Source organism: Bradyrhizobium erythrophlei (assembly GCF_900129425.1).
GTDB lineage: Bacteria > Pseudomonadota > Alphaproteobacteria > Rhizobiales > Xanthobacteraceae > Bradyrhizobium > Bradyrhizobium erythrophlei_C.
Genome location: NZ_LT670817.1, coordinates 2,635,340 through 2,655,049 on the forward strand (window position 1 = coordinate 2,635,340; position 19,710 = coordinate 2,655,049).

The following is a 19,710-nucleotide window of genomic DNA, read 5'->3' on the forward strand; positions in this document are numbered from 1 at the left end:
GGGATTGCCATCCGCACATGAACTTCCATGACGTCATCATCCTGGGGGCGGGCGCTGCGGGCCTGATGTGCGCGGCCATCGCCGGCCAGCGCGGACATCGGGTGCTGCTGCTCGAGCAGGCGCGACATCCCGGCGAGAAGATTCGCATTTCCGGCGGCGGGCGATGCAATTTCACCAACCTGCACACCAGTCCGGCCAATTTTCTCTCCGACAATCCGCGTTTCTGCAGGTCGGCGCTGAGCGGCTACACCCAGCGCGACTTCATTGCGCTGGTCGAGAGCTACGGCATCGCCTGGCACGAGAAGACGCGCGGGCAATTATTCTGCGACGGCTCGTCGCGGCAGATCGTCGACATGCTGCTGGAAGAGTGCCGCAAAGCCCATGCGCAACTGCGTCTGGGCGGGCGCATCTCGGCGGTATCGAAGTCCGAAAACGGCTTTGTCGTTGTCACCGACCAGGGCGAGTTTCGCGGTCGATCCCTGGTGGTCGCGACCGGCGGTCCCTCGATTCCGAAAATGGGATCGAGCGGACTGGGATACAAAATCGCGGAGCAATTCGGCCTCAAGATCGTGACGCCGCGGCCGGCGCTGGTGCCCTTGACGTTCGACACCGCCTTGCTTTCGCAATTCAAGGATCTGTCGGGGGTCTCGGTCGATGCCGTCGTGAACTGCGGTAAGACCGGTTTCGATGAGGCCCTGCTGTTCACGCATCGTGGGCTTAGCGGTCCGGCCATCCTGCAGATATCTTCGTACTGGCGCGAGGGCAGTGACCTCGTCATCGACCTGGCGCCGGGGATCGATGTTCTGGCCGGACTGAAGCGACTGCGCAGCGATCATCCCAGGCAGGAAATGGCCACCGTGCTGGCTGACCTCGTGCCCAAGCGGCTGGCGCGGATCATCGCGGACGCGACCGGAGGTCCGGCGCGCATCGCCGACTTTTCCGACGCCCATCTGGCAAACGTTGCCGCGGCGCTAAAGCAGTGGCGCGTCAGGCCCCAGGGGACCGAGGGCTATCGCACCGCGGAGGTGACGCTGGGCGGGGTCGATACATCCGATCTGTCCTCGAAGACGTTCGAATCCCGGTCCGTTCCGGGGCTCTATTTCATCGGCGAAGTCGTCGACGTCACCGGCCACCTCGGCGGTTTCAATTTTCAGTGGGCCTGGTCATCAGGATATGCGGCAGGCCGTCATGTTTAGCGTTTTGGGTTGGATTTTATTGCGCCGGTTCTCGTATTTTTAACCAAGCCTTTATAATTCGTCGGGTCGCAGGTTCGATCAGGCGACCCGGAAGGCACTCTTTAATCGAGCCGCCTTATGTTCAAACTCGCAAGGAGAGTATTTCAACAAAAAGAGGTTGGACAATGGCTTTTGTAAAACGGGCTTTGTTTTCAAGGACGGAAACCAGCTTATTCAACCAGACGGTACTGTTCAGTGCTGCCGGGCTTTCCATTTCGATCGCGCTGATTCTCGTTAGTGGACTTCGAATTGACGCCTGGGTCTGACCTGCGTCGCGACGCAGGGCTGAAAACATCCGGCCATCGGCGCTTGTCGGTTTCGGCACGGTCTGCCGGAAAAAGATGAGCGCTTCATCGAAGGGATAGCGCGCTGCGCGCTATCCCTGAACGGGCATCAAGTCAAAGCGCCGTTCACCCAGCCAAGCTGCATTTCCTGACTGACTTAAGTCCCCGTCCGCACTGCGTGATCGCCTTGGCGGTCATGCGGGTCGGCGCGCAGGTTATGAAAGAATTTATCGACCTCGCGCGACAGGGTTTCCGCCGTAGCGGTCAGATCGCTGGACGCCGACAGCACCGATGTCGCGGCGTTGTTGGTCTCGCCGATGGCCTCGCTGAGCGAACCGATGTTGGCGACCAGGGTCTCGTTGCCCTGGGCCGCCGATTGCGCGTTGACCGAGATCTCGCGGGTCGCGGCATCCTGTTGCCCGACGGCGCCGGCGATATTCGACGTGACTTCATTGATGTCGCGCACGGCTTGGCCGATTTCACGTACGGCATCGACCGCGTTCCGCGTCGAGGACTGGATCATGCTGACGTTCTGACTTATCTCCGCGGTTGCCTTGGCGGTTTGCCCGGCCAGCGCCTTGACCTCGTGAGCCACCACGGCGAAGCCGCGGCCGGCCTCGCCCGCGCGAGCGGCTTCGATCGTCGCGTTCAGCGCCAAGAGATTGGTTTGCTCGGCGATGGCCTGAATCAGATTGAGCACGCCATCGATACGCTGGGTCGCGGCGGCCAGGCTTTCGATCTCGGTGATCGACTTTTCGGTGCGCAGACCGGCCTGTTCGACGACGCCGGCGGAGTGATGCACCTGACGACCGATCTCCTCTACGGAAGTCGACAATTCCTCGGCGGCGCTGGCCACGGTGAATACATTGCTGGAAGCCTGCTGGGTTGCGCTGGCGGCGGCGACCGCGCGTCCGCTCGCATCCGATGCCACCTTGGTGATGGACTGCGCCGTAACCCGCATCGCCGACGCATTATCAGTGACGGCGCGCAGCACGCCTCCGATCGCGCCGCGAAACGATTCGACAGACGTTTCGATGTGGCGGGCGCGTTCTTCACGCGTCCGGGAGTCCAGCAGAGCCTGCGAACTGAGATTGCGGTTGCGATCCATCGCTTCCTGGAAAATCCGTATCGCCCGCGCCAGCGCACCGATCTCGTCCGCCCGGTCGATATGCGGAACCTCAACATTTTCGCCGCCCTCGGCGACGCGCTTGATGGTGGCCGTGATGGCCGAAAGTGGCCGCGCGACCGAGCGGGAGATGATGAGGACGCCGATGACGACCACGACCAGAGCCAGGCCGCCGAGACCAGTCAGGAGCAGCGCCAGCATGCGGTTGACTTGGGCTTGCCGGGCGATTTCCTTGCCGCGCTCGGCATAGACTTTCGAAAGCGCTTCAAGATCCTTGTTGAGAGCCGAACGCACGGCACGATTGGCGTCGTTGTCGCCCCATTCGCGACCGGCGGCGGCATTGATCTCAATTCCGCGGCGAACCAGTTCCCTGCGGAAGTCGACGAACTGTTCGATGCGCTTCTTGAGCGTCGCGAACTGCTCGGCGTCGTCGGAACGGACGATCGATTCCCAGCTTTTGACCACGCCAAGGATCTTGTCGTTGAACTTCAGCAGCCCGTCGCCATAGGCTTTCACGGCGGCGGGTTCGGTCGACATATAGATGCCGCGGGATTCCATCACGACCGCGTAAACCAGCGAATTGACGCGCTCGACGTTGAGCGCCGCGCGGCTGCCGGTCTCGATGGCTTCCGTGAGTTCGGCGTTCCGGCGGGTGTTGTAATCGGACAGCGCAGTGATGGCCGCGGTGAGAAGCGCAAACAGTGCGAAGATCGAGTACAGCCTGGCCGCGAGCGAAAACCGGGACCTAACGGCATTGCCGGAAGGTCGATCGGTCGATTTCATCGTTTCAGGCATAGCGGACCTCACCAAGAGGCCGCTAGCTACTGTCGGCCGCCAAAAAAGCATGCAAAAGGTGGGTGTATAAAATGTTAACCTTTGACATAAACTTGAACGTTGCATGAAATTTATATGGTTTTGCCGCCGATATCGGTCGAATTCCCGCAATTTTTGCCCCGAGTCCCGCCCGCGAAGCCCTCGGCCGGGCATTCACCGGCTCCGCCACCCACGGCGAATAATGGGCTGGTGAGACGCCTCGCTGCATCGAAGCTTTCAAGCTGATAGTGTTTGCCGGCGCCGTTGCGCACGGAAGCGCTGACGGCCGGAGCCGCCATGGTCTATCGCCACACCATCGATGCCACCACCTATGTCTTCGACGATCTGCGCGATCTCCTTGCCAAGGCCGCGCCGCCGCGCTCCGGTGACCGCCTGGCGGGCATCGCGGCCGAGACCGCGGCGCAGATGATCGCGGCGCGGATTGCGCTCGCCGACGTGCCGCTGAAACAATTCCTGCACGAAACCGTCATTCCCTATGAAGACGATGAAATTACCCGCCTGATCGTCGATACGCATGACGCATCGGCCTTTGCGGCGATATCTTCGCTGACCGTGGGTTCGTTCCGCGACTGGCTGCTGTCCGACGCCGCCACGAGCGAGGTTCTGCAGCGATTGTCGCGCGGGGTCACCGCGGAGATGGCCGCGGCGGTCTCCAAGCTGATGCGCAATCAGGACCTGATCCTGGTCGCGAAAAAATGCCAGGTGACGTCGGCCTTTCGCAACACGATCGGCCTGCGCGGGCGGATGAGCGCACGGCTGCAGCCCAATCATCCCTTCGACGACGCCAAGGGCATCACCGCGTCGATCCTGGATGGCATCCTGCTGGGTTCGGGCGACGCCTGCATCGGTATCAATCCGGCAAGCGACGATCCTTCTGTCATCGGCGGGCTATTGCGGCTGCTCGACGAGGTCATCACGCGGCTGCAGGTTCCGACCCAGGCTTGCGTGCTGACCCACGTGACCACCACGCTCGGATTGATCGATCAGGGCATCCCGGTCGATCTGGTATTTCAGTCGATCGCCGGCACCGAGGCCGCCAACCGCAGTTTCGGCATCGATCTCGCGCTTCTGAGACAAGCCCATCAGGCCGGACTGTCGCTGCGGCGCGGTACCGTCGGCAGCAACGTCATGTATTTCGAGACCGGGCAGGGCTCGGCGCTGTCGGCCAACGCCCATCACGGCGTCGACCAGCAAACCTGCGAAGCGCGCGCCTACGCGGTCGCCCGCGCCTTCGATCCGCTGCTGGTCAACAGCGTGGTCGGCTTCATCGGCCCGGAATATCTCTATGACGGCAAGGAAATCATCCGTGCCGGGCTGGAGGATCATTTCTGCGGCAAGCTGCAAGGCCTGCCGCTTGGCGTGGACGTTTGCTACACCAACCACGCCGAGGCCGACCAGGACGATATGGACAATCTGTTGACGCTGCTGGCCGCTGCCGGGGTGACCTTCATTATGGGGGTGCCGGGGGCTGACGACGTCATGCTGAACTATCAATCCACCTCGTTTCACGACGTGCTCTATGTCCGCGATCTCTTTGGCTTGAAGCGGGCTCCGGAGTTCGACGACTGGCTGTTTCGCGTCGGGCTCGCCGATGCCGGCTTCCGCCTTGCCGGAAATGCGGGGCTGCTTCCTGATTTTGCGTCGCGACTGCTGGGCTGAACGGACCAAAATCGGCCGCCAAAGGCTGGCACGCAACCATTCGGTCGTCCCGACGTTGGAACCGGCCGCCACAATCTTGAAGAATTTATAGCCCAGCTTTGACGAGCGTGCTTAAATTGCGGCGTCGCGGCAGGGGAAGTTTGATGAGAGCTGAGGGCATTGAGACGGTTCGGCGCATTCTGTGCGTCTTTCCGCGCTATACGTCGTCGTTCGGTACGTTCGAATACGCCTATCCGCTGACCGACGGCGTTCAGGCCTTCATGCCGCCGCAGGGCCTGCTGCTGATTGCAGCCTATCTGCCCGCGAACTGGCCGGTGCGTTTCATCGACGAGAACATCCGCCCGGCGACGACGGAAGACTTCGAATGGGCGGAAGCCGTGTTCGTCAGCGGCATGCATATCCAGCGCCAGCAGATGAACGATATTTGCCGCCGGGCACACGCGTTCGACCTGGCGGTTGCGGTCGGCGGACCCTCGGTCAGCGCCTGCCCGGATTACTATCCTTCGTTCGACTATCTCCATGTCGGCGAACTCGGCGATGCCACCGACGAACTGCTCGCGCGGCTGGCGCGCGATCCCTCCCGCCCCCCGGAGCAGGTGGTCCTGAAGACGGCCGACCGTGTCGCCATGACCGATTTTCCGATTCCGGCGTATGAACTCGCCGAGGTCAAAAAATATTTTCTCGGCAGCATCCAGTATTCCAGCGGTTGCCCCTATCAATGCGAATTCTGCGATATTCCGGGACTTTACGGCCGCAATCCCCGTCTCAAGTCGCCGCAACAAATCACCGCCGAGCTCGATAAATTGCTCGAATGCGGGGTGACGGGCTCGGTGTATTTCGTCGACGACAATTTCATCGGCAACAAAAAGGCCGCGGCCGACCTGCTACCGCATTTGATCGAATGGCAGAAAAAAACCGGTTACGTCATACGGCTGGCCTGCGAGGCGACGCTCAACATCGCCAAACGGACGGAACTCCTCGAGAAAATGCGCGAAGCATTTTTCGTCACCATCTTCTGCGGCATCGAAACTCCGGATCCCGATGCGCTGAAGGCGATGCACAAGGACCACAACATGATGGTCCCGATCCTGGAAGGCGTGCACACCATCAACCAATACGGGATGGAGGTGGTCTCCGGCATCATCATGGGCCTGGATACCGACAAGCCGGAAACCGGCGATGCCTTGCTCGCCTTCGTCGATGAATCCAGGATTCCGCTGCTGACGATCAATCTGCTGCAGGCGCTTCCGAAGACGCCGCTGTGGGATCGCCTCGAGCGCGAAAACCGGCTGATCAACGATGACAGCCGCGATTCCAATGTCGATTTCCTGCTGCCCTATGACCAGGTCGTCAGTTCATGGCGCAAATGCATGGACGTCGCCTACCAGCCGGAAAAGCTCTACGCCCGCTATCAATATCAGGTGGATTACACCTACGCCAACCGGCTGCGGGTACCCGTGACCCCCGAGCAGAAAAGCTGGGCCAATATCAAGCGCGGGCTGATCATGCTCCGGAATATCTTCTGGAAGGTCGGCGTACTCGGCGACTACCGGAAGGTGTTCTGGAAGTTTGCCCTGTCGCGGCTGCGGCATGGCGACATCGAAGGGCTGATTGCCTCGGCGCTGGTCGCGCACCACCTGATCATGTTCGCGCGCGCGGCTTCGGTCGGCCAGCAGAGCGCCTCGAATTATTCGATCCGGCTTCGCGAAGCATCCGTTCCTGCCGAGTAACCACGCATGGAAACGCCGGCGCCGCCGTCCCGTTCGCTGAGGGATCTGCGCGAACTCACGCCGGCGCGCGTCGCGCTTGGCCGGGCGGGCGCGAGCCTGCCGACCAAGGCGCTGCTCGAATTTACACTCGACCATGCCCGTGCCCGCGACGCCGTTCATGCCGGCTTCGACGTGCCCGCGGTGCTCGCCGGCCTCGGCGATCTTGGCCTCGAGGCACTAGACGTCTGCAGCCGTGCGCGCAGCCGGAAAGACTATCTCAGGCGTCCCGACCTCGGACGAACGCTCGATCCGGCTTCGCGGCATCTGCTGGCGAGCCACGGCGGCAGTTCGTGCCGGCTTGCGATCGTCGTCGGCGATGGCCTGTCGCCGGCGGCGGTCAATGCGCACGCCGTCGAACTGGTCCGGAGCCTCATTCCGCAACTGGCAGTCGACGGCATCGAGATCGGCCGCGCCGCGGTCGCATCGGGCGCACGGGTCGCCCTGGGCGATGAGATCGGCGCCGCGCTCGGCGCCCGCATGATTGTCATGCTGATCGGAGAGCGCCCGGGCCTGTCGGCGCCCGACAGTCTGGGGGCCTATCTGACCTTCGCCCCGCGAGCCGGCCTTACCGATGCCGAGCGCAATTGCGTCTCCAACATCCATGGCTCGGGGCTGGGCTATGACGAGGCCGCCTCCCGGATCGCGTGGCTGGTCCGCGAGGGCCTGGCCCGAGAACGCACCGGCGTCGGCCTGAAGGATGAAAGCGGCGGTCGAACCACGCCCCGGCACATCACGACAAATTCAAACCGGAACGACGAATCTGGCGCTTGAGGCTTGTGGTCGCTGCCTACGTGATAATTCTGCGCTGCCCGGCCGCGCTTGCGAGTCGCGGTGTAGACCTGCTACACCCTCTCGCGGCAAATTTTTCATATGTTTTCAAGGGCTAGCGTCGATCAGACCGAGCTTTGAGGCCTCATTCGCGCCCCGGAACTTAAGCTATATCATTTGAGCCGACGAGAGAACTGGATAGGGCATGCTCGAAAAGAACAGCGACAGTAAGGTCCATGTCGAGAAGATCGAACGGCCGCCGTCGTCCAGCATCGCCTTCGGGCTGGAACGCCTGGGGCTGATTGCGGTTCGGGCGCCGATCCTCTCCTGTATCATCCTCGTTGCGCTGATTATCGGCGCCATCTTCGGCATCCAGCGCATCAAGATCGACGACTCCCTCAGTCAGTTGTTCCGCTCCAATTCCAAGGATTACAAGCAATACGAAGCGGAAACCAAGCGCTTCCCGGCGACGGAATATGACGTGCTGGTCGTGGTCGAAGGCAAAACGTTGCTGTCGCGCGACAACCTGGAGAAATTGCGCGATCTCGTCACCGACCTGCAACTCGTCGACGGCACGCGCGGGCTGATTTCGCTGTTCTCGGCGCGACAGGCGCCGGCGCCAGGGAAGCTGCCGGCGGCGCTGTTCCCGTCCGAACTGCCGCAAGGCGCCGACTACGACAAGTTCATCGAGACGGTGAAATCCAACGAGATCATCCGCGGCAAGCTGCTATCCGAGGACGGCACGCTGGCGCTGATCGTTTTGTCGCTCGAACCCGACGTGGTCGCCAGCAGCAAGCTCGGCAAGACGGTCGGCGAGATCCGCAAGCTGATGGCCGATGACCTCAAGGGCAGCGGGCTTAACGCGGAACTGTCGGGCGTTCCCGTCATGCAGCTCGAAATCCGCAACGCGGTCGAGCGCGATGGGCTGACCTACAACATCCTGGGCATTCTGGCCGGCTGCATCATCGCGATCATCTTCTTCCGCAAGATATCGTTCATGGTGGTCGCCGCCTTCCCGCCGATGATCGCGATTCTGCTCGCGCTCGGCGGCCTCGGATGGGCCGGTTTCAACCTCAATATGTTCTTGAACGTGATGACGCCGCTGATCATGGTGATCAGCTTCTCGGACTCGATGCAGCTGACCTTCGCGGCGCGCGACCGGCTGATCGCGGGGCAGGACAAATACACTGCGTTCAAAAACGCCGTGCTTGTGGTCGGGCCGGCCTGCGTGCTTACCCATGGTACCGCCGGCATATCGTTTATTGCCCTGCAATTTTCGGATTCCGACCTGATCCGCAAATTCGGCGAGGCGGGATTGGCCGCCACTATCATCGCGCTGATCGCGGTGCTCTCGCTGGTGCCGGTGTTCGGCGTGTTGCTGGTCCGCAACGAGCAGCTCTTTGCCGCCAAGTTCAAGACCGCCGATGCGGGCGTCAACGCGCTGCGCGCCTTCTGCTACTGGATCGCGGTGCGCATGGTCAGCCGTCCCGGGCTGTTCAGTCTGATCGCCGTGGCGGTGGTCGGCAGTCTCGCGGTTGTCTATGCCAATCTTGAACCGCGCTATCGCCTGGCCGATCAGGTACCCGACAAGCAGCAGGCGGTGGCGGCCAGCGGGCGCCTCGATGCCAAGCTGACTGGCGCCAATCCGATCGACGTTTTGATCGAATTTCCGAAGGGCGCTTCGCTGTATGGGCCTGAAACGCTGCAGACCATCGCCGAGGTTCACGCGGTGGTCGAGAAACAGGCTGGCGTGGGCAATGTCTGGTCGGTGGAGACGCTGCGGCGCTGGCTTGCGGAGAAGGCCGGAAGTTCCGACGTCGCGACCTTGAAGGAATACGTCGACCTGCTTCCAAAGCAGATCGTCCAGCGGTTCATTTCCGCCAATCAGGATGCGGTGGTGGTATCGGGCCGGGTTCCCGATCTGGATTCAAGTCAAATCCTTCCCGTCGTCGAAAAGCTGGATCATGCGCTGGACACGGTGCGCAAGGAACATCCCGGTTACGAGATCGCGGTCACCGGTCTTTCGGCGATCGCCGCGCGCAACAGCGCCAGCATGATCGAGAAGCTCAACCGCGGACTGACCGTTGAGTTCGCTCTCGTCGCTCTGTTTATCGGACTTGCTTTCCGGTCATGGGTGGTCGGGCTCGCCTGCATCCTGCCCGGCATTTTTCCGGTGGTGCTTTCAGGCACGGTGCTGTGGTTGCTGGGCGAGGGGCTGCAATTCGCCAGCGTGGTGGCGCTGACGGTTTCGTTCGGCCTTGGTCTCAGTGCGACGATCCACTTCCTCAACCGGTTGCGGCTGGAGACCACGCCGGGCATCGGTCCCGCGCTGGCGGTCGAGCGCGCGACCGTGCTGGTCGGTCCGGCGCTGATCCTGACCACGGTGGTGCTGGCCTGCGGTCTTGTGGTGACGGTGTTTTCCGACTTGCCGTCGCTGCGCCTGTTCGGCTGGCTCAGCGCATTCGCGATGATCGCGGCCCTGGTCGCGGATCTCTTTATCCTGCGGCCGACGGCAATGTTCCTGATCAATCTGCAGCAGCGGCTTCACGGCAGGACGGGTCGCACGAAACCGGCGGAGGAAACCGGAGCGAACCGCTAGCAGGCGGTCAGCTCTTCACCATCGTAATCGTCACGCCCCTGATCTCGCCTTTGGAGCTGATCTGCACGGTCTGCTTGTTGCCAGTGGTGCGCAGCGTCAGGTTGGCGGCGAATCCCGAGGCTTCGACAAATACCTCGATCTGGCCTCCGCCCGCCGTGCCCTGCAGGTTGCCGAAAATATTCCGGCTCGCTTCGCTCCAATTGCCCGAAATTCGGTCGCCCTGGCTGGTCACATCGCTGCTCAGGTCGAATTTGTAGCTGTCGCTGGCGCAATGCAGACTCTGCTTCAGACCAAGGCCGGTGCCGTTGACCTTGTAATCGGCCTTGCACCGGATGCGCTCGGTCGTTCCGTCGGAGAGCGCAACGGTTCCGTTACCGGCCCAAGCTCCGTCAAAACCGGCAAACGGACCCGACTGGGCCTGGCCCGCCGACACCGACAACAAGAGCGCGGCGCCGACACCGGCGGCCTTGATCGCCTGTCCAAACAAGATGGAGCCGAATCGCTTCATGTCGATTTTCCCATTCAAATTGACTTTTTCAATTCCAGATTAAGTCTCGCCGCATCGAAGATTTAGTGTCGCCGCAGAGTGTTAGGTTCAAATGACACCGGACATCCAGAACGACACATCGATCGACGCCGGCGAACGGCATTTTCGTTTAGCTAAATCGAAAAGATTCAGATATTGCCAAGTTTCCTCTCCGGACCTCCAGCGATCGGCCTGGCATGGCTGCAACAGTCAATCGCAAAAAACACAAATTATAAAATAATACAGTAATATCAACCTCTTATTTATGTCAATGAGTTGACTTCGCCGGCCCCATCATGCGGGATCGGAGCGTCGCAAATTTGGCCGCATTTACCAGCGCTGTTGGTTTGCTGGTTGCAGTGGTTCGCGGCGTTTGCAATCTGAATAGTCTGTCCCGGTCATGCCATGTGCTATTCGGGTAGGAATTCTCCGCCGTCATAATGAAGGAACACGATGTATAGATTTCTCCCGGCCCTTATCCTGTTGTCGCTAACGGTTTCCACCGGTGCGATGGCCCAGCAGCAGCGCAGCGGCACGCCCGAAGAGCAGGCCGCCTGTGCACGCGACGTTCAGCGCTACTGCCGCCCGGTGATCGACCAGGGCGACTTCACCGTTTTGGCTTGCCTTCAGCAGAATCGTCCCAAGCTGTCCAAGGCTTGCGACATGGTGCTGAAGAACCACGGGCAATAGAACCGCCCGCGCATCGGACAACGACTGTCATCGGCTTATCCCGGACGCGGCGCTATCTGCGAGAAGTCGCAGATAGCATTGGTTTTAGCGACGTATTCCCCTATATGGGGTTTGCGATTGATCCGCATGCGCGGCTGCGCCGAGGCATGCAGAACCACCGTTTCCAGCGAATGTAGCCAGTTCCCAGATGACGAGCGCGAGCGAACTGCGATCCGGCAAGAGCCACCGCGACGAGAACTTTCCGGTCGCGTCGTGGATCATACATCCACGCCACCGCGCGCTGATCCTCGCGTTCTACAATTTCGTCAGGACCGCCGACGATATTGCGGATCATGCGACGCTCGGTGCGGACGAGAAACTGGCCTATCTCAATCTGCTTGAATCGGAACTGCTGGGCCAGGGCGACAGCCAGCCCGAGGCAGTCAATCTGCGGCGGGCGCTGGCGGAGCGTTCGATGCCGCCGCGCCATGCGCTCGATGTGCTGATCGCGTTCCGGATGGATGTCACCAAACTGCGCTACGAGAACTGGGACGAAGTGATTCATTATTGCCGTTATTCGGCAATGCCGGTCGGACGGTTCATGCTCGATGTCCACGGCGAAAGCACGTCGACCTGGCCGGCCTCCGACGCGCTGTGCGCCGGCCTGCAAATCAACAATCATCTTCAGGACTGCGGCAAGGACTACCGTGAGCTCAATCGCGTCTATCTTCCGCGCGATGCGCTCGCGGCAGCCGGGGCCTCCGTCGAGGCGCTCGGACTCGCGCGAGCACCGGCGCCGCTGTTGCAATGCCTGCATTCGCTGGCGGCGCGGACCGAGGCGCTGCTCAACGAAAGCAAAACGCTCAGCGCCGAAGTGAAGGATTTCCGGCTCGGTCTCGAGATCTCCGTGATCCAGACTTTTGCCGACAAGATCGTGCGGCTTTTGAGAGCGCGCGATCCACTGAGCGAGACCGTGCATTTGCGTCCGCTTGAACTGATCGCCTACAGCGCAAGTGGGGTGGCAAGCGAGATGACCCGCCGCGCGGCAGGACGGCGACCCCAGTCCAAACCGGCGGCCGGCGCATGACGCTTGAGGCGACGGCATCTAATGCAAGTGACGGATCATCCGCGTCCGGCAGTTCGTTTTACGCGGCGATGCGCATTCTGCCGCGCGAACAGCGCGGGGCGATGTTTCAGATCTACAGCTTTTGCCGGCAGGTCGACGACATCGCGGATTCCGATGGCCCGCGCCCCGAACGGCTGGCCGCGCTTCAGCAATGGCGTGACGATATCGACGCGCTGTATCAGGGCCAGCCGCCCGCGCGGCTGCGGGAGTACGTCGCGTCGGTTCGAAGATTTGGTCTAAAGCGCGAGGATTTTCTGGCCATCGTCGATGGCATGGAAATGGACGTGCCGCAGGATATAAGGGCGCCGGATCTTGCGACGCTCGATCTGTATTGCGACCGCGTGGCGAGCGCCGTAGGACGCTTGTCGGTGCGGGTGTTCGGTCTCAGCGAAGGCGACGGCATCCTGCTCGCGCACCATCTTGGCCGCGCGCTGCAATTGACGAATATCCTGCGCGATATCGATGAGGACGCCGGTATCGGCCGGCTTTACCTGCCGCTCGAAGGGCTGCTGCACGCGGGTATCACCGGCACCGATCCGCTCAAGGTCATCTCCGATCCGGCGCTGCCGAAAGTATGCGCGCCGCTGGTAGCGCGGGCGCGGGCGCATTTCGAGAAGGCCGACGAAGTCATGCGCCGCAGTTCGCGGCGCGTGGTGCGTGCGCCGAGAATCATGTCGAAATATTATCGTGCGATCCTGGAATTGCTGGTCGCCCGAGGGTTCGCAGCCCCGCGCACGCCGGTTCGCCTCAACAAGATGGCCCGCATCGCCATTGTTCTTCGTTACGCACTGATCTGATGCAAAAAACTGTTCACATTATCGGCGCTGGAATCTCGGGCCTTTCGGCAGCCGTGCGGCTGGCGAATGCGAATTTCAAGGTGCATGTCCACGAGGCCACGCAACAGGCCGGCGGCCGCTGCCGGTCATATTTCGACGCGGCGACCAATCTGACCATCGATAACGGCAATCACCTTCTGCTCTCGGGCAACCGACATGCCGTGGCTTATGCCAGATCGATCGGCACCGAGGCGGGGCTGGTAGGACCGAAGCGCGCTCAATTCCCGTTCGTCGATCTGACGAGCGGGCAGCGCTGGCAACTCGACCTCGGCGATAGCCGGCTTCCCACCTGGATATTCGATGAGGCGCGCCGCGTCCCCGACACCGGCCTGCTCGATTATCTCGCGCTGGCGCCTCTGATATGGGCCGCTCCGAGCAAACCGGTCGGCGATACCATCCCCTGCAAGGGGACCCTCTACCGGCGGCTGGTGCAGCCGCTGTTGCTGGCCGCGCTGAACGTCGACCCGCCCGAGGGGTCGGCGGGACTGGCCGGCGCGGTGGTGCGGGAGACCTTGCTGGTGGGCGGACAGGCCTGCCGGCCGCTGATCGCGCGCGAGGGCTTGAGTGCGGTGCTGGTCGAGCCTGCGATCCGGCTGCTGCAGGGCAAGGGCGCCAGCATCCAGTTCGGACACGAACTGCGCGGGTTCGGTATGTCGGCGGCCCGCGTCGGCGAATTGAAGTTCGGCGACGACACCGTCGCCATTGGGCCCGACGACGCCGTGGTGATGGCGGTGCCGCCGCGTCCGGCTGCGGCGTTGCTGCCTGGCCTGAAAACGCCGTCGAAATTCCGGGCGATCGTGAATGCGCATTTCCGCTTCGATCCGCCCAAGGACATGCCGCCGCTGCTGGGGGTGGTCGGCGGGCTGATCGAATGGCTGTTTGCGTTCCCGCAGCGGCTGTCGATCACCATCAGCAATGGCGACCGGCTGGTGGATATGCCGCGCGAGGAGCTCGCGCAGGCGATCTGGCGGGATATCTGCAAGGCCTCGGGCGTGCAGGGCGACCTGCCGCCCTGGCAGATCGTGCGCGAGCGCCGCGCGACCTTTGAGGCCACGCCGGAGCAAAACGCGCTGCGGCCGGGCCCCTCGACGAGCTGGAAAAATCTGTTCCTCGCCGGCGACTGGACTGATACGGGGTTGCCGGCAACCATCGAAGGATCGGTGCGGTCGGGGAACCGCGCCGCCGATCTGGTTCTCGCCATGCGGCAGGCCTGATCGGGAGCTAACACGGCCGATGTTCCACGAGATGCAACCGGCGAATACCGGTCAAAGAACAGGGCGAAAACAGGGCAAAAACAGGAGATGTCGAGCCAGATGCATTCCGGCACCAAGTTAGTTGGATTCGAGGACGATGCCGCCCTGGAGGCGAGCATCGCTTCGGCGACTCGCGGTTTGCTCGGCTACCGGCAGGCGGACGGACATTGGGTGTTCGAACTGGAAGCCGATTGCACCATACCGGCGGAGTATGTGCTGCTTCGCCACTACCTCGGCGAGCCGGTCGACGCCGTGCTGGAAGCCAAGATCGCCAATTACCTGCGCCGGGTTCAGGGCGCCCATAGCGGCTGGCCGCTGGTGCACGACGGCGATTTCGAAATGAGCGCCAGCGTCAAAGCCTATTTCGCGCTGAAGATGATCGGCGATTCGCCGGACGCGCCGCACATGGTGCGTGCGCGCGAGGCGATCCGCTCGCGCGGCGGCGCCATCCACAGCAACGTCTTCACGCGGTTCATGCTGGCGATGTTCGGAGTGATGACATGGCGCAGCGTCCCGGTATTGCCGGTCGAGATCATGCTGCTGCCGTTGTGGTTCCCATTTCACATCAACAAGATTTCGTACTGGGCGCGGACCACGATCGTGCCGCTGATGGTGCTGGCGGCACTGAAGCCGCGCGCGAAAAACGTCAGCGGGGTCGGCATCGACGAGCTGTTCCTGCAGCCGCCGCACAGCATCGGAATGACGGCCAAGGCGCCGCACCAGAGCTGGGGCTGGTTCTCGCTGTTCCGCGGACTGGACAGCGTGTTGCGGGTGATCGAGCCGCTGTTTCCCAAGAAATTGCGGGCTCGCGCCATCGACAGCGCGGTTGCGTTCATCGAGGAACGGCTGAACGGCGAGGACGGTTTGGGCGCGATCTATCCGCCGATGGCCAATACCGTGATGATGTACGAGGTGCTCGGCAAGCCCGCCGATTATCCGCCGCGCGCCCTCACCCGAAAGGGCCTCGACCGGCTTCTGGTGATCGGCGAGCACGAGGCTTATTGCCAGCCCTGCGTCTCGCCGGTCTGGGACACCTCGCTGACCTGTCATGCCCTGCTCGAGACCGGCGCGGAGGCAGTGCCGGCGGCCAAACAGGGTCTGGACTGGCTGCTGCCGAAGCAGGTGCTCGACGTCAAGGGCGACTGGGCCGTGAAGCGTCCCGATGTCCGCCCCGGCGGCTGGGCCTTCCAGTACAACAACGCTTATTACCCCGACCTCGACGACACCGCCGTCGTTGTCATGGCGATGGACCGGTCGCGGCGGGCGACCCAAAGCCGGGAATACGATGCGGCGATCGCCCGCGGCCGCGAATGGATCGAGGGCATGCAAAGCCGCGATGGCGGATGGGCGGCGTTCGACGTCAACAACCTCGAATATTACCTCAACAACATTCCGTTCTCCGATCACGGCGCGCTGCTCGATCCGCCGACCGAGGACGTCACCGCGCGCTGCGTCTCGATGCTGGCCCAGCTCGGCGACACCGTGCAGACCAGCAAGGCGGTCGCCGACGGCGTGGCCTATCTGCGCCGGACCCAGCTTGCCGAGGGATCGTGGTACGGCCGGTGGGGCCTGAATTACATTTACGGAACCTGGTCGGTGCTGTGCGCGCTCAATGCCGCCGGGGTCGACCATCAGGACCCCGTGATTCGCAAGGCGGCGGACTGGCTGGTGTCGATCCAGAACGCGGACGGCGGCTGGGGCGAGGATGCCATCAGTTACCGACTCGATTATAAGGGGTTCGAGGAAGCCCCCACCACCGCCTCGCAAACGGCATGGGCCTTGCTTGGATTGATGGCGGCGGGTGAGGTCGGGCACCCCGCAGTCCTGCGGGGGGTGGAGTACCTAAAAAGCACACAGACCGAAAAAGGGCTGTGGGACGAGCAGCGCTACACGGCAACGGGCTTTCCTCGGGTATTTTATCTGCGTTATCATGGCTATTCGAAGTTCTTTCCGCTCTGGGCGCTGGCGCGGTATCGAAACTTGAAGAGCACCAACAGCAGGGTGGTAGGGGTCGGGATGTGAATTTGGGGGCGGGGAACGACCCGTTCGTGGACAATCCAATTGATCCGCGGCCGGTACTCATCGTGACGGGTATGGCGCAGGAGGCCCGCATAGCGGCTGGGCCCGGCATGACCGTCATTTGCAGCAGCAGCGATCCGCAGCAATTGCGGGCCCTGCTGACGGTGTTTGACCCATCGACAATCAGAGGCGTCATCAGCTTCGGCATCGCCGGCGGACTGGATCCGACGCTGAGGTCCGGTGACGTCGTGGTGGCGACCGAGGTGCTGTCGGGCGATACCCGCTGGCTGGCCGGTCTGGCGCTCAATGAAGAGCTGATCGCCAGCGTCGCCCTGGGAAGCCGACGCGTCGTCAGGGGTGGTCTTGCGGGCGTCGAGCAGATGGTCGTCGCCCAGTCCAGGAAGGCCGCGTTGCGTTCGGAGACAGGGGCGGCCGCCGTCGATATGGAGAGCCATATCGCCGCCGCCTACGCCGCCGAGGCGGGCCTTCCGTTCGCGGCGCTGCGCGTCATCAGCGATCCCGCCTCGCGCGCGTTGCCGGCGCTGGCGAGATCGGCGATCAAGCCGAACGGCGAGATCGACCTGCGCAAGGTGCTGAGCGGCGTGGCGCGCAATCCACTGACGCTGCGCGCGCTGGTCTCGACCGGGATCGATTTCAATCGCGCGCTGCGCAGCCTACGCGGCTGTCGAGGCTTTCTGCTGGGCGGCGATGGCCTCGTCACGGCGGATATCTGACAGCCGCTTCTGGACTTCCGCCGAGAAGATGTACTGCGCCGGACGCTGGTGATCGAGATTGATCTCCGGCGCCATCGGGCCGCTGGTGCGCACGCCGCGCAGCGCCACCCACATGGCCTTCAGCGGATTGGTGAGCGCGGCGTTGGCCGCGGTCGGCTCGTAGCCGCAATGCGCCATGCAGTTGGCGCACTTCTCGTACTTGCCGGTGCCGTAGGTCTCCCAGTCCGTCGTCTCCATCAATTCCTTGAAGGTCTTGGCGTAGCCTTCGCCGAGCAGATAGCAGGGCTTTTGCCAGCCGAAAATGTTGCGCGCCGGCATCCCCCATGGGGTGCATTCGTAGTTCTGGTTGCCCGCGAGGAAGTCCAGGAACAGGCCGGAATGCATGAAATTCCACTTCTTGCCCTTGCCGAGCGCGAACACGTCGCGGAACAGCTTCTTGGTCTTGGTGCGGTTGAGGAAGTGCTCCTGGTCCGGTGCGCGCTCATAGGCATAGCCCGGCGACATCGACACGCCGACGCCGAGTTCGGTGGTATAGTCGAGGAACTTGGCGATATCCTCGGCGGCGTGTCCGTCGAAGATCGTGGCGTTGACGTTGACCGTGAACCCCTTCGCCTTGGCGGCCTTGATCGCCGAGACGGCGCGATCGAACACGCCCTTCTGCGAGACCGCCTTGTCGTGGTGCTCCTTCAAGCCGTCGAGATGCACCGAGAAGAACAGGTACGGCGACGGCTCGAACAGATCGAGCTTCTTCTCCAGGAGCAGCGCGTTGGTGCACAGCGACACGAATTTCTTGCGCGCCACCAGCCCGCGCACGATCTCGCCGATTTCCTTGTGGATCAGCGGCTCGCCGCCGGGGATCGCCACCATCGGCGCGCCGCATTCGTCGGCGGCATCCCAGCACTCCTGCGCCGACATGCGGCGGTTGAGGATCGCGTCGGGATAGTCGATCTTGCCGCAACCGACGCAGGCTAGATTGCAGCGAAACAGCGGCTCCAGCATCAGCACCAGCGGATAACGTTTCCGGCCCAGCAGCTTCTGCTTGATGAGATAGCCGCCGATACGCATTTCCTTGAAGAACGGTATTGCCATTGCAGGTTTTCTTTCTCGACCCAAGTAGATTAGTGGATGATCAGCCCGCCGCCAGTTCTGCGGGAAGCCGGAATTCGATATTTTCTTCCCGGCCGGGCAACACCGACACCGCGACCGGCCCGATCCGTCGCAGGGCCTCGATCACGTCATCGACGAGCACCTCGGGCGCCGAGGCGCCGGCGGTGATGCCGACCGCCTTGGCGTCCTTCAGCCAGTCCGGGTTCAGTTCACTGCCATCGGCAATCAGATAACTCGCCACGCCGACTTCGGTGCCGATTTCGCGAAGCCTGTTAGAGTTGGAACTATTGGTGGCCCCCACCACCAGTATAACGTCCACCAGCTTGCTAAGGTCCCTTACCGCAGATTGGCGGTTCTGTGTCGCATAGCAGATATCCCGGATGTCCGGGCCTTGAATATCTGTAAAACGCTGCTGAAGGGCGGCAATAATGTCCCTGGTATCGTCCACGCTGAGGGTGGTCTGGGTGATATAGGCGACCGGCGTGTCGGCCGGCATCGTCAGGGCCGCCACGTCGTCGACGTCCTGGACCAGCAGCACCGGGCCGGGAACCTGGCCCATGGTTCCCTCGACCTCGGGATGCCCGGCATGACCGATCAGGATCAGCGCCCGGCCCTTCGACATGTAGCGTTTACCTTGATTATGGACCTTGGTGACCAGCGGGCAGGTGGCATTGAGGACGGGCAGGCCGCGGGCCGCGGCTTCCTCCTCCACGCTCCGCGCCACGCCATGGGCGCTGAACACCGTGACGGCGTGCGGCGGTACTTCCGACAGGTCCTCGACGAAGATCGCGCCCTTGTTTTTCAGGCTTTCGACCACGTATTTGTTATGGACGATCTCATGACGCACATAGACCGGCGGGCCATATTTCTCCAGCGCGCGCTCGACGATCTCGATTGCACGCACGACTCCCGCACAAAATCCACGGGGTTGGGCCAGATAAACTTCCATGGGACGCCCGTTACGCAAGTTGCACCAAAATCATCTCTGCATCTCCCTCCGCCCGGATATCTGCAATATCCGCACCAGACCGGTTCCACGTCCATCCTCGCCCCGACGGGGTGGAGACGCCAGGCTTTGTGTCAAAAAACGATCGGCTAGAAAAGGCGGATCGCAAACTGTCTACCCACAGGCGAGGGTTTGGAAACGGTAATATAGTACATACTTG

Annotated in this window: 17 protein-coding genes; 11 read left to right on the forward strand and 6 right to left on the reverse strand. The window is 62.3% G+C overall.

The annotated features are described in order from the left end of the window. The first annotated feature begins 17 nt into the window (after nucleotides 1–17). Nucleotides 18–1,196: an NAD(P)/FAD-dependent oxidoreductase gene (locus B5527_RS12225; RefSeq protein WP_079601515.1), complete on the forward strand. Its 1,179-nt coding sequence runs from the start codon at nucleotides 18–20 to the stop codon at nucleotides 1,194–1,196. Between the two features lie 121 nt (nucleotides 1,197–1,317). Here the strand turns inward: B5527_RS12225 and B5527_RS43740 are convergent, their stop codons facing one another. From B5527_RS43740 to B5527_RS12235, 3 genes are all read right to left on the reverse strand, one after another. Continuing rightward, nucleotides 1,318–1,530 carry a hypothetical protein gene (locus B5527_RS43740; RefSeq protein WP_154072180.1) on the reverse strand — a complete coding sequence of 71 codons (213 nt, stop codon included), beginning with the start codon at nucleotides 1,528–1,530 and terminating at the stop codon, nucleotides 1,318–1,320. A gap of 146 nt (nucleotides 1,531–1,676) precedes the next feature. After that, nucleotides 1,677–3,440 carry a methyl-accepting chemotaxis protein gene (locus tag B5527_RS12230; RefSeq protein WP_245332587.1) on the reverse strand — a complete coding sequence of 588 codons (1,764 nt, stop codon included), beginning with the start codon at nucleotides 3,438–3,440 and terminating at the stop codon, nucleotides 1,677–1,679. 110 nt (nucleotides 3,441–3,550) lie between these two features. Continuing rightward, nucleotides 3,551–3,757 carry a hypothetical protein gene (locus B5527_RS12235; protein WP_079601517.1) on the reverse strand — a complete coding sequence of 69 codons (207 nt, stop codon included), beginning with the start codon at nucleotides 3,755–3,757 and terminating at the stop codon, nucleotides 3,551–3,553. Here B5527_RS12235 and B5527_RS12240 point away from each other — a divergent pair. The 4 genes from B5527_RS12240 to B5527_RS12255 all read left to right on the forward strand — a co-directional run bounded on the left by B5527_RS12240 (nucleotide 3,756) and on the right by B5527_RS12255 (nucleotide 10,274). After that, nucleotides 3,756–5,138, forward strand: coding sequence for an ethanolamine ammonia-lyase subunit EutB (locus B5527_RS12240; protein ID WP_079601518.1), 1,383 nt, complete (start codon nucleotides 3,756–3,758; stop codon nucleotides 5,136–5,138). The two genes, B5527_RS12235 and B5527_RS12240, sit on opposite strands and share 2 nt — an antisense overlap. A gap of 143 nt (nucleotides 5,139–5,281) precedes the next feature. Beyond that, nucleotides 5,282–6,868 (forward strand): B12-binding domain-containing radical SAM protein, encoded by a 1,587-nt coding sequence (locus B5527_RS12245; RefSeq protein ID WP_079601519.1) that lies wholly within the window; start codon nucleotides 5,282–5,284, stop codon nucleotides 6,866–6,868. 6 nt (nucleotides 6,869–6,874) lie between these two features. Then, nucleotides 6,875–7,678, forward strand: a complete 804-nt coding sequence (gene eutC / locus B5527_RS12250) for an ethanolamine ammonia-lyase subunit EutC (protein WP_079601520.1) — start codon at nucleotides 6,875–6,877, stop codon at nucleotides 7,676–7,678. Nucleotides 7,679–7,880: 202 nt separating this feature from the next. After that, a complete protein-coding gene (locus B5527_RS12255) occupies nucleotides 7,881–10,274 on the forward strand; it encodes an efflux RND transporter permease subunit (RefSeq protein WP_079601521.1) in 2,394 nt (797 codons plus the stop codon). Nucleotides 10,275–10,281: 7 nt separating this feature from the next. Here B5527_RS12255 and B5527_RS12260 read toward each other — a convergent pair whose 3' ends face one another. Continuing rightward, nucleotides 10,282–10,782, reverse strand: coding sequence for a hypothetical protein (locus tag B5527_RS12260; RefSeq protein ID WP_079601522.1), 501 nt, complete (start codon nucleotides 10,780–10,782; stop codon nucleotides 10,282–10,284). Between the two features lie 471 nt (nucleotides 10,783–11,253). On the opposite strand from B5527_RS12260, the gene B5527_RS12265 reads away from it, so the two are divergent. The 6 genes from B5527_RS12265 (at nucleotide 11,254) to B5527_RS12290 (ending at nucleotide 17,437) form a co-directional block, all read left to right on the forward strand. Then, entirely contained in the window at nucleotides 11,254–11,490 is a 237-nt protein-coding gene (locus tag B5527_RS12265) for a hypothetical protein (protein ID WP_079601523.1), read from the forward strand. Between the two features lie 187 nt (nucleotides 11,491–11,677). Then, nucleotides 11,678–12,556, forward strand: coding sequence for a squalene synthase HpnC (gene hpnC, locus B5527_RS12270; RefSeq protein ID WP_079601524.1), 879 nt, complete (start codon nucleotides 11,678–11,680; stop codon nucleotides 12,554–12,556). After that, nucleotides 12,553–13,392: a presqualene diphosphate synthase HpnD gene (hpnD, locus tag B5527_RS12275; protein ID WP_079601525.1), complete on the forward strand. Its 840-nt coding sequence runs from the start codon at nucleotides 12,553–12,555 to the stop codon at nucleotides 13,390–13,392. The genes hpnC and hpnD overlap by 4 nt, the downstream gene beginning before the upstream one ends. Next, the gene (gene hpnE, locus B5527_RS12280; RefSeq protein ID WP_079601526.1) at nucleotides 13,392–14,645 is read left to right on the forward strand and encodes a hydroxysqualene dehydroxylase HpnE; all 1,254 of its coding nucleotides are present in this window, start codon (nucleotides 13,392–13,394) and stop codon (nucleotides 14,643–14,645) included. The genes hpnD and hpnE overlap by 1 nt, the downstream gene beginning before the upstream one ends. Nucleotides 14,646–14,744: 99 nt before the next feature. Beyond that, the gene (gene shc / locus B5527_RS12285) at nucleotides 14,745–16,706 is read left to right on the forward strand and encodes a squalene--hopene cyclase (protein WP_154072181.1); all 1,962 of its coding nucleotides are present in this window, start codon (nucleotides 14,745–14,747) and stop codon (nucleotides 16,704–16,706) included. A 71-nt stretch (nucleotides 16,707–16,777) separates the two neighbouring features. Next, a complete protein-coding gene (locus B5527_RS12290; RefSeq protein WP_245332721.1) occupies nucleotides 16,778–17,437 on the forward strand; it encodes a phosphorylase in 660 nt (219 codons plus the stop codon). Here the strand turns inward: B5527_RS12290 and hpnH are convergent. Beyond that, on the reverse strand, nucleotides 17,378–18,526 hold the full coding sequence (gene hpnH, locus B5527_RS12295) for an adenosyl-hopene transferase HpnH (protein ID WP_079601529.1): 1,149 nt from the start codon (nucleotides 18,524–18,526) through the stop codon (nucleotides 17,378–17,380). The genes B5527_RS12290 and hpnH overlap by 60 nt on opposite strands. Before the next feature lie 40 nt (nucleotides 18,527–18,566). Then, a complete protein-coding gene (gene ispH / locus B5527_RS12300) occupies nucleotides 18,567–19,493 on the reverse strand; it encodes a 4-hydroxy-3-methylbut-2-enyl diphosphate reductase (RefSeq protein WP_079601530.1) in 927 nt (308 codons plus the stop codon). Nucleotides 19,494–19,710 lie beyond the last annotated feature (217 nt).